This window comes from Phenylobacterium sp. (assembly GCF_028290885.1).
Classification (GTDB): domain Bacteria; phylum Pseudomonadota; class Alphaproteobacteria; order Caulobacterales; family Caulobacteraceae; genus Phenylobacterium.
The window spans coordinates 1-5,694 of sequence record NZ_JAQGIZ010000031.1 but is presented as its reverse complement, the minus strand read 5'-3'; the positions used below and the strand labels follow the sequence as shown (position 1 = coordinate 5,694).

The window sequence follows — 5,694 nt, the reverse complement described above, 5'->3', positions numbered from 1 at the left end:
TCCGGGCGGCGGCGCGCCGGTGCAGGTCTCCGTGGCGACCGTGCAGCCCCACACCTTCGGGAATGAGATCGAAGTGCTAGGCGTGGCCAAGGGCCGGCAGTCGGTGACGCTCACCGCCGCCACCAGCCAGCTCGTTCAGCGCGTGCGGTTCAGCGACGGCCAGTCCGTGGCGCGCGGCGCGGTGTTGATCGAACTCAAGAACACCGAACAGGATGCCGGCCTCGCCCAGGCGCAGGCCAAGCTGGCGCAGGCCAAGCAGGAATACGACCGCTGGCTGACGCTCAATCAGAAGGGCTTTGCCGCCCAGACCTCGGTCGACCAGTATCGCGCCGCCTACCTCTCCGCGGAGGCCGACGTGGCGGCCGCCAAGGCGCGGCAGGCGGATCGCACGATCCGCGCGCCGTTCTCCGGCGTGGTGGGCCTCTCCGACGTGGCGCCCGGCGCCCTGGTCAATCCCGGCTCTCCGATCGTGACGCTGGACGACGTCTCGGCCATGCGCGTCGACTTCCCGGTGCCGGAGCGCTTCCTGGCGCAACTGCACGAGGGCCAGGTGATCACCGCCCGCGTCGACGCCTATCCCGGCGAGCCCTTCAGGGGCCGCATCGCCAAGCTCGACACGCGGGTCGATGAGCGCACGCGGGCGATCACCGCGCGCGCCGAGTTCCCGAACCCAGACCGCAAGCTGAAGCCCGGCATGCTGATCCGGATTTCCATCTCGCATGGCGTCCGCCAGGGCCTGGCGGTTCTGGAGACCGCGGTTTCGATGCAGGGGGACTCCGCTTTCATCTACGTGCTGCACCCACAGGGGCCGCGCACGGTCGTCGAACAGCGGCCGGTGATCACAGGGTTGCGCCAGGACAATTTCGTGGAGCTGACCGACGGCGCGGCGCCAGGCGAGCGCATCGTCGCCGACGGCCTGAACAAGATCCAGCCGGGCCAGCCGGTGCGCGTCGCCGGCGCCGATCCTCGTGGCCCCGCGCCGGGCGCCGGCGATCGCCGCCGGTCCGCGCCATGACGCTCTCCGACCTTTCCGTCCGGCGGCCGGTGTTCGCCGCGGTGGCGGCGATCATCCTGTGCGTCGTGGGGCTAGCCGCGTTCGCCACGCTGCCGGTGCGCGAGCTGCCTAGCGTCGATCCGCCGGTGGTCTCGGTCTCGACCGTCTATCGCGGCGCCTCGGCCGAGGTGGTCGAGGAACGCATCACCCAGGTGATCGAAGGCCAGGTGGCCGGCATCCAGGGCATTGACCGCGTGCAGTCCGCGTCGCGCGACGGCCAGTCGCGGATCAACATCTCCTTCACCCTCGACCGCAACATGGACGAGGCGGCCAACGACGTTCGCGACGCGGTCAGCCGGGTGGCCGCGATCCTGCCGCAAGAGGCCGACCCGCCGCAGATCGCCAAGGCCAACGCCGACGCCCAGCCGATCATCCTGATCGGCCTGACGTCGACCACGCTCAACCGGCTGCAGCTCTCCGACTACGCCAACCGCTATCTGGTTCAGCGCCTGGCGACGGTGCCCGGCGTGGCGCAGGTCGGCCAGTTCGGCCAGCAGCTCTACTCGATGCGCATCTGGCTCGACCCCGTCGCCATGGCGGCGCGCGGGATCACCGTCGACGACGTCGCCGGCGCCCTGAACAGCCAGAACATCGAGCTGCCGGCCGGCGCGCTCGAGGCGCAGTCCAAGGACTTCACCATCCGGGTGGCGCGCGCCTATTCGACGCCCGACCAGTTCGGGAAGATGCCGATCGTCCCGCAGGCGGCCGCCAACCGCGCCGCGACGCCGGGCGCGGCCGCGGTAGGCGGGACCTCGGCGACGGCCGGGGCCGCGCAGGGAACCAACGCCACCATGTCCAGCGGCGCAATGTCCGGCGCCTATGTCACCCGGCTGGGCGATATCGCGCGGATCGAGGAGGGACCGGACGAACGGCGGCGCATGTTCCGCTCCAACGGCTTCGATCGCGTCGGCATGGCGATCATCCGACAGTCGCAGGCCAACGACCTGCAGATCTCCGACGGGGTGCGCAAGGCCGTCGACGAGATCAACAAGACCCTGCCCAAGGGCACCCACATGGACGTGGCGATCGACTACACGGTCTTCACCCGCCACGCGATCCAGGAGGTCTGGATCACCATGTCCATTTCCCTGGCCCTCGTGGCGCTGGTCAACTTCCTGTTCCTGGGCACCTGGCGGGCGGCGTTGATCCCCGCCATCGTGGCGCCGATCTGCATCCTGTCGACCTTCATCGTGCTGGCCCCGCTGGGCTTTTCGATCAACCTCCTGACCTTGCTCGCCCTGGTGCTGGCGATCGGCCTCGTCGTCGACGACGCCATCGTGGTGGTGGAGAACATCCAAAGGCGCGTGGACGAGGGCGAACCCCCTATCGTCGCGGCGCAGCGGGGCGCGCGGCAGGTGTTCTTCGCGGTGGTGGCCACCACCATCGTGCTGATGTCCGTCCTTGCGCCGCTGATGTTCATGCCCGGCTACATCGGCCGCCTCTTCGTGGAGCTGGCGGTGGCGGTGGCCTCGGCAGTGGGCTTCTCGGCGCTGCTGGCGCTCAGCCTCTCGCCGATGCTCGCCTCCAAACTGCTCCGTCCGGCGCAGAGCGAGGGCTTCCTCGCGCGCACCGTCAATTCGGGCATGAACAAGCTGCGCGCGTCCTATCACGCGACGCTCGAGGCGCTGCTTGGCCGCCGCTCGGCCGGCATCGTCGCGGCGGGCCTCGTGGTGTTGCTGGCTCTGGCGGCAGTCCTGTTGTTTACGACCCTGCCGAAGGAGCTGGTGCCGAACGAGGACCGCAGGCGCGTGGACGTCGCCATCCAGGCGCCCGAGGGCTCCGGTTTCGACTACACGCTGCGCGCCGCCAAGCAGGTCGAGGCGCGGCTGCTGGCTCTGGTCAAGGATGGAACGGTCACGCGCTATACGTTGTCGCTGCCGGGTTTCGGCGGCAACCAGTACAATTCCGGCAACGCCAACGTCGTGCTGCCCGATACCGCCAAGCGCAAGATCAGCTCGCAGGACATGGCGGCGCAGTTGAATCGTGAGCTTTCGTCGATCACCGGGGCGCGGGTGATCGCCGCCGTGCGACCCAGCATCCAGCGGGGCGGCGGGGGCGGAGGCGGCGGCAGCAACGTCGACCTGATCCTGCTCGGAGACGAATATCCGCAGATCAACGCCGCCATTCAGCCCCTGCTGATCGCCGCCCAGCGGAACCCCGGCATGGCGCGCGCCCGGCTGGACTACGAGCCCACCAGCCCGCGTCTGCTGGTCAATATCGATCAGCAGAAGGCGGCGTCGCTCGGCGTCTCCGCGGAGTCCGTCGGCACGGCCCTGCAGGCCCTGTTCGGGTCGCAGAAGGTCACCACCTACATCAAATCCGGCCAGGAATACGACGTCATCCTGCAGACCGACCGGCCGCAGCGGGAGAGCGAGCAGGACCTGGCCAACGTCTATGTGCGCACCAACTCCGGCTCCACGGTGCCGCTCTCGGCGGTGACCGCCAGCCGGGTCAGCGGCGACACGCCTAACCGGGCGCGGGTCGATCGGTTGCGGGCCATCACCCTCTCCGTCCAGCTGAACCCCGGCTACACGGTCGGTCAGGCGGTCGAGTTCTTCCAGGACGAGATCGCCCGCGAGCACGCCGGTCTCGCCTACAAGTGGGGCGGCATCGCCCGCGATTATCTGGAAGCCGGCGGTTCGATCGGCCTCGCGTTCGGCCTGGCGCTGCTGTTGGTGTTCCTGGTGCTGGCGGCGCAGTTCGAAAGCTGGATCCATCCGGCGGTGATCATGCTGACGGTGCCGATCGCAGCGGTGGGCGGGTTGTTCGGCCTGCTGATCGCCGGCTCGACGATGAACACCTACAGCCAGATCGGGCTGATCATCCTGGTGGGCATCGCGGCCAAGAACGGCATCCTGATCGTCGAGTTCGCCAACCAGCTGCGCGACGACGGCCTCTCCATCCGCGAGGCGGTGATCGAAAGCGCGGCCCTGCGGCTTCGCCCGATCATCATGACCTCGATCTCGGCGGCGGCCGGCGCGATCCCGCTGATCGTCTGGGGCGGGGCGGGCGGCGAGAGCCGTAAGACCATCGGGGTGACCATCTTCTTCGGAGCGATCTTCGCCACCATGGTCACGCTGTTTGTAGTGCCGGTGTTTTACAACCTGCTCGCCCGGTTCACCAAGTCGCCGAAGGCCACCGCCCGGCGGATCGAGACTTTCGAGGAGGCCGAGAGGGCCGGCGTGGCCAACGCCGCCGAATAGGCCGCAGACCACACACCTGGAAAAACGGCCTTCCCCGTTTCCAGGGAAGGCCGAAGACACAGCGCCGGCAGCGGACGTGGGGACGTCTGGCCTCGGGCGCGGACCGGCGATATGGGGGCATTCGCCGGGTGGTTGTCGTCCGGACGGGGATCTACGTCCGGTTCGACGGGCCGACGATGCGCGCCGGCGTCCCACGCGTCAAGGTTGTGACGTTCCGGCGTTCACTCGTGTCAGGCGAATGGGTTACGGCTTGTAGCCGGTTTGGACCATCAGGTAGGCGATGACGTCGGTGCGGTCCTTCGGGTCCTTCAGGCCCGCGAAGGTCATCTTGGCGCCGGGTGCGGCGACCTTGGGATCGGTGATCCAGGTATCGACGTGGGCGGCGTCCCAGGTCCAACCGGTGGCCTTCAGCGCGTCCGAATAGGCGAAGCCGGGCGAGGTGGCGGCCTTGCGCCCGAAGACGCCGTGCAGGTTCGGTCCGGTCATGTTGGGCCCGCCCGCGGGCAGGGTGTGGCAGGTCGAGCAGAGCGCGAACTTCGACTCGCCGTTCGAAAGGTCGGCGGTGTTGTAGGGCGCCGGCAGGGTCGCCAGGATCTTCTGCTTGTCGGCGTCGCTGAGCGCGGCGGCAGGCGCGGTGGCGCCGGCCGACTGGTCGGCCTGGGAACTCGTCGAGGGCTTGCTGCAGCCCGAAAGTGTGGCGGCCACGACCGCGGCGGCGAGCGTCAAAGGCAGGTGGCGCATGCAGGAGGTCTCCTCGAACGGAACGGCGGTCAGCGCACGCCCATACCTGTGCGGGACGGGCTCGCGCAAGCCGGCTTGGCCGCACTTAGCCCCGTTTCCGCCGCTCCCGGTTCACCGCCTCGTCCAGCGCCTGCAGGAAGCGCGAGCGGTCGGCGGCGGCGAACGGTTTGGGGCCGCCGGTGATCTCGCCGGTCGAGCGGATGTGCTCCATGACCGACCGCTGGGCGAGCGCCGAGCCGATGGAGTCGTGGGTGAACAGCCGACCGTTCGGCGCGATCGCCGTCCCGCCGGCCTTCAGCACCCGGTCGGCCAGCGGGATGTCGTTGGTGACCACGATGTCCCCGGGCTCGGTCCGCTCGGCGATCCAGTCGTCGGCCACGTCCGGCCCGGCGTCGACGATCATCCGCTCGATCAGCTTCGACGGCGGGATGGCGATGAAGCTGTTGGAGACCACGGTGGTCGCCAGCCCATAGCGCGCCGCCACCCTGCAGGTCTCGTCCTTCACCGGACAGGCGTCGGCGTCGATGAAGATGCGCATGGCCTGCTCTTGGGGCGGACTTAAGGTGGATGGTGCCGGATGCAGGACTCGAACCCGCGACCTTCGGTTTACAAAACCGCTGCTCTACCAGCTGAGCTAATCCGGCGGCCGATGGCTGCTTATGCGGTGAACCCCTAAGGCTTCGCAAGGGCGTGGGT

General features: G+C 68.9%; 4 protein-coding genes and 1 tRNA gene. 2 read left to right on the top strand and 3 right to left on the bottom strand.

Annotation, left to right across the window (positions count from 1 at the left end):
* Positions 1 to 1,015 (top strand): efflux RND transporter periplasmic adaptor subunit (locus JWP28_RS02420; RefSeq protein WP_299539587.1); only part of this gene is annotated, 1,015 nt, incomplete at its 5' end.
* Complete coding sequence (locus tag JWP28_RS02415) at positions 1,012 to 4,257, top strand: efflux RND transporter permease subunit (RefSeq protein ID WP_299539585.1); 3,246 nt, start codon at positions 1,012 to 1,014, stop codon at positions 4,255 to 4,257. The genes JWP28_RS02420 and JWP28_RS02415, both read left to right, overlap by 4 nt.
* A gap of 243 nt (positions 4,258 to 4,500) precedes the next feature.
* On the opposite strand, the gene JWP28_RS02410 is transcribed toward JWP28_RS02415, so the two are convergent.
* The 3 genes from JWP28_RS02410 to JWP28_RS02400 form a co-directional block, all read right to left on the bottom strand.
* Positions 4,501 to 4,998: a cytochrome c family protein gene (locus tag JWP28_RS02410; RefSeq protein WP_299539584.1), complete on the bottom strand. Its 498-nt coding sequence runs from the start codon at positions 4,996 to 4,998 to the stop codon at positions 4,501 to 4,503.
* An 85-nt stretch (positions 4,999 to 5,083) separates the two neighbouring features.
* The gene (locus JWP28_RS02405) at positions 5,084 to 5,536 is read right to left on the bottom strand and encodes a YaiI/YqxD family protein (RefSeq protein ID WP_299539583.1); all 453 of its coding nucleotides are present in this window, start codon (positions 5,534 to 5,536) and stop codon (positions 5,084 to 5,086) included.
* A gap of 30 nt (positions 5,537 to 5,566) precedes the next feature.
* Positions 5,567 to 5,642 (bottom strand) — tRNA-Thr (locus tag JWP28_RS02400).
* Between the last annotated feature and the right edge of the window lie 52 nt (positions 5,643 to 5,694).

What these genes read in the sequence shown, in the direction of transcription:
- JWP28_RS02410 (WP_299539584.1), bottom strand. Translation starts at nt 4,998, where the DNA reads ATGCGCCACCTGCCTTTGACGCTCGCCGCCGCGGTCGTGGCCGCCACA.
- JWP28_RS02405 (WP_299539583.1), bottom strand. Translation starts at nt 5,536, where the DNA reads ATGCGCATCTTCATCGACGCCGACGCCTGTCCGGTGAAGGACGAGACC.
- JWP28_RS02415 (WP_299539585.1), top strand. Translation starts at nt 1,012, where the DNA reads ATGACGCTCTCCGACCTTTCCGTCCGGCGGCCGGTGTTCGCCGCGGTG.